General features: G+C 76.3%; 2 protein-coding genes, 1 tRNA gene and 2 pseudogenes. All 5 read left to right on the top strand.

What is annotated here, in order from left to right; genetic code table 11:
* Nucleotides 1–631: pseudogene (locus VR45_RS46975) on the top strand (hypothetical protein); the annotation flags it as partial.
* 5 nt (nucleotides 632–636) lie between these two features.
* Nucleotides 637–1,239, top strand: a complete 603-nt coding sequence (gene orn, locus VR45_RS17400) for an oligoribonuclease (RefSeq protein ID WP_078880011.1) — start codon at nucleotides 637–639, stop codon at nucleotides 1,237–1,239.
* Between the two features lie 158 nt (nucleotides 1,240–1,397).
* A tRNA-His gene (locus VR45_RS17395) sits at nucleotides 1,398–1,473 on the top strand.
* Between the two features lie 177 nt (nucleotides 1,474–1,650).
* A complete protein-coding gene (locus VR45_RS17390; RefSeq protein WP_030394133.1) occupies nucleotides 1,651–2,097 on the top strand; it encodes a DUF4442 domain-containing protein in 447 nt (148 codons plus the stop codon).
* 139 nt (nucleotides 2,098–2,236) lie between these two features.
* Nucleotides 2,237–2,952: pseudogene (locus VR45_RS17385) on the top strand (hypothetical protein); the annotation flags it as partial.

The following is a 2,952-nucleotide window of genomic DNA, read 5'->3' as shown; positions in this document are numbered from 1 at the left end:
CCAGGGCGTCCACGCGCGGGCCGGGCAGCCGTACCCGCACCAGGCGGCCGGGCACCAGGCGCACCCCGGGCAGCCGGGGACCGGGCGCGGTCCGGCGCGACCGCCGATCGTCCCGGCCCAGCCCGGACCCGGCGCGGGCCGGCCGCCCCGGACGGCGGAGCACGCCGCCGCCGAGGACGGGCATCCGCAGCCGGGGGCGCGCGGCCAGGGCCAGGGGCACCGGAGCGCGGCCGACCGTCCGCAGGACGAGTCCCCGGCGGGTGCCGCCGGCCGGGTGCACGGCGCGTCCGGCGGGCGTCTGCCGGCCGCTGCCCCGGGCGGGGCGGCGGAGGCGCGGGCCCGGCAGGCCCGGGCGGCGGGTCAGCTGCGTCCGCAGGGCGGTCGGAGCGCCGCGGCCGAGGCCAGGGAGCCCCGTGAGGCACGGTCCGCCCGGGACGGCCGACCGGCGCACCCCGGCGGCCACCCCGGCCGGGACGCCAGGGATGGCAGGGAGGTCCGGGACGCCAGGGAGGCCCGCGAGGTGCGGGAGGCGGACGGCCACACGCCGGACGAGCACGGTTCCGAGGGCTACGCCCCGGCACCCCGCTCGGCTCCATCGGTGCCCGCGGCGCGTGATCGCGCCGTAGGGTGAGTGGCGTGAATGACCGTTTGGTATGGATCGACTGTGAAATGACAGGCCTCGACCTCGACCGGGACGCCCTGGTCGAGGTCGCGGCGCTGGTGACGGACTCCGAGCTGAACATCCTCGGCGAGGGTGTGGACGTCATCGTCCGCCCGCCGGCGGAGGCGTTGGCGAACATGCCCGACGTGGTGCGGGCGATGCACACCTCGTCCGGGCTGCTGGACGAGCTGGAGCACGGCGTCACCCTGGCCGAGGCGGAGGCGCTGGTGCTCGCCTATGTGCGCGAGCACGCGCCGGAGGCCGGGCGCACGCCGCTGTGCGGGAACTCGGTGGCCACCGACCGGGGCTTCCTGAGCCGGGACATGCCGGCCCTGGAGGGTCACCTGCACTACCGGATCGTGGACGTCTCCTCGATCAAGGAGCTGGCCCGCCGCTGGTACCCGAAGGCGTACTACAACAGCCCGCAGAAGGGCGGGAACCACCGCGCGCTCGCCGACATCCGCGAGAGCATCGACGAACTGCGCTACTACCGCGAGGCGGTGTTCGTCGCCCAGCCCGGCCCGGACACCGACACCGCGCGCGCGATCGCCGAGAAGTTCCAGCCCCCGGCGGGCTGACCCACCGGCCGCGGCCCGTCCCGGTCGGGCGTCCGGACACCCGGACGTCCGACCGGAGCGGGGCCACCGGAACCCTGGCGCGAGCACCCTCTCGGATCCTGTAGAGTTCTTCTTGTCGGAACGGGAGCGCCGAAGAGCGCGAACGGTCCGGACTGATGGTGGGTGTAGCTCAGTTGGTAGAGCACCTGGTTGTGGTCCAGGTGGCCGCGGGTTCGAGTCCCGTCACTCACCCCATGACCCCGGGGGTCGGTTTCGTCAAGAGACCGACCCCCGGGGCTTTTTCGCGTTCCCTCACATCCGCGGCGGGGACGGGAGGGCGGTGTGACCCAGGCCGCACCGTGGTCCGCGTCTCATCTTTTTCCCCGGTCACAGGCCTGCCGCCGAAAGCTACCGGCTAGTAACGTTGCCGCCATGACGACACCTTCGATCGGCCAGCTGCTCGACTCCACCGTGCCGATGGCGCGGACCCTCAAGCTGGAGTACCTGGAGACCTCCCCCGAGCGCGCCGTACTCCGGCTGCCGGACCAGCCCGAGTACCACAACCACGTCGGCGGCCCGCACGCCGGCGCGATGTTCACCCTCGCCGAGTCGGCCAGCGGCTGCATCGTCCTGGCCGCGTTCGGCGACCAGCTCTCGCGCGCGGTGCCGCTCGCGGTGAGCGCCGAGATCGCCTACAAGAAGCTCGCCATGGGCGTCGTCACGGCCACCGCGGTGCTCGGCCGGCCCGCCGCCGAGATCGTCGCCGAGCTGGACAAGGGCGAGCGCCCCGAGTTCCCGGTGACCGTCGAGATCACCCGCGCCGACGGCGCCGTGACCGGTGTCATGACGGTGATCTGGACGCTGCGTCCGAACTCCTGAGCACCGGCGCCACCTGACGGCCGGGCCGGGAGCGGCACGGCGGAAGCCGGACGCGGGGGCGGGCAGCGCGCGGGTCGCGATGACTGTCCGTGACGGTGCAGCCGTGACCTCACGGCCCGTCCGCTCGTTCTCTATTCACGTGCGAGCCAATCACGCGAGCAGTGGCCCGGAACCCGCCCGACGGACCGTCGGCGGCCGGTGGCGTCCGGCCGGGTGGCGTCCGGCCCGGCGGTGGCTGCCCGGCCCCCGGGCCGTCGCGGCCGGCGGGGCGCTCCTCGCGCAGCTCTGGGGGTTCGGCGCTCCCGGCGCCTGTGCGGCCGACGCCGAGGCGCTCCCGGAACCCGCCAGCCGGACCGTGGGCCGGACGCTGGGCGGCGGCGGGACACCGGCCGACGGACCGTCGGCCGGGCACCCGGGCGGAGTCCGGGGCGGCGGTTCCGCGAACGGGACCGCCCTCGGCCGGACGGCGGCACCCGCGCCCCGCGCCCCGGCCACCGCAGCCGTCCCCTCCCCCGCGCCCGGCCCGTCGTCCGGGGCGGACCTGCCGGGACAGGACCCGACCGCCGGACTGCTCGACCGGATCACCGGCCCGACTCCCACGGACGTGCCCGGGGCGGGCACCGCGACCGCCGGCGCCGTACCGGAGCTCGCCGGCGCGACCGCCGCTGTCGGCAGCACGCTCCAGGACCGGATCCGGGCCGGCGGGCTGCCCCTGCCGGGGCAACGGGCCGCCGTGCCCGACGCGTTCGCGATCGCCTCCGGACTGCTCGGCACCGTACCCGCCCAGGCCCGCCCGGCCGAGGCGCGCGCGACCCGGGGCGAATCGGCCGACGGACCGGCGGGCGGTTCCACCGG

The sequence above is a fragment of the Streptomyces sp. NRRL S-495 genome, assembly GCF_000966955.1.
Taxonomy (GTDB): domain Bacteria; phylum Actinomycetota; class Actinomycetes; order Streptomycetales; family Streptomycetaceae; genus Kitasatospora; species Kitasatospora purpeofusca.
This window is presented reverse-complemented; position numbering and strand designations above follow the sequence as displayed.

What these genes read in the sequence shown, in the direction of transcription:
- VR45_RS17390 (WP_030394133.1), top strand. Translation starts at nt 1,651, where the DNA reads ATGACGACACCTTCGATCGGCCAGCTGCTCGACTCCACCGTGCCGATG.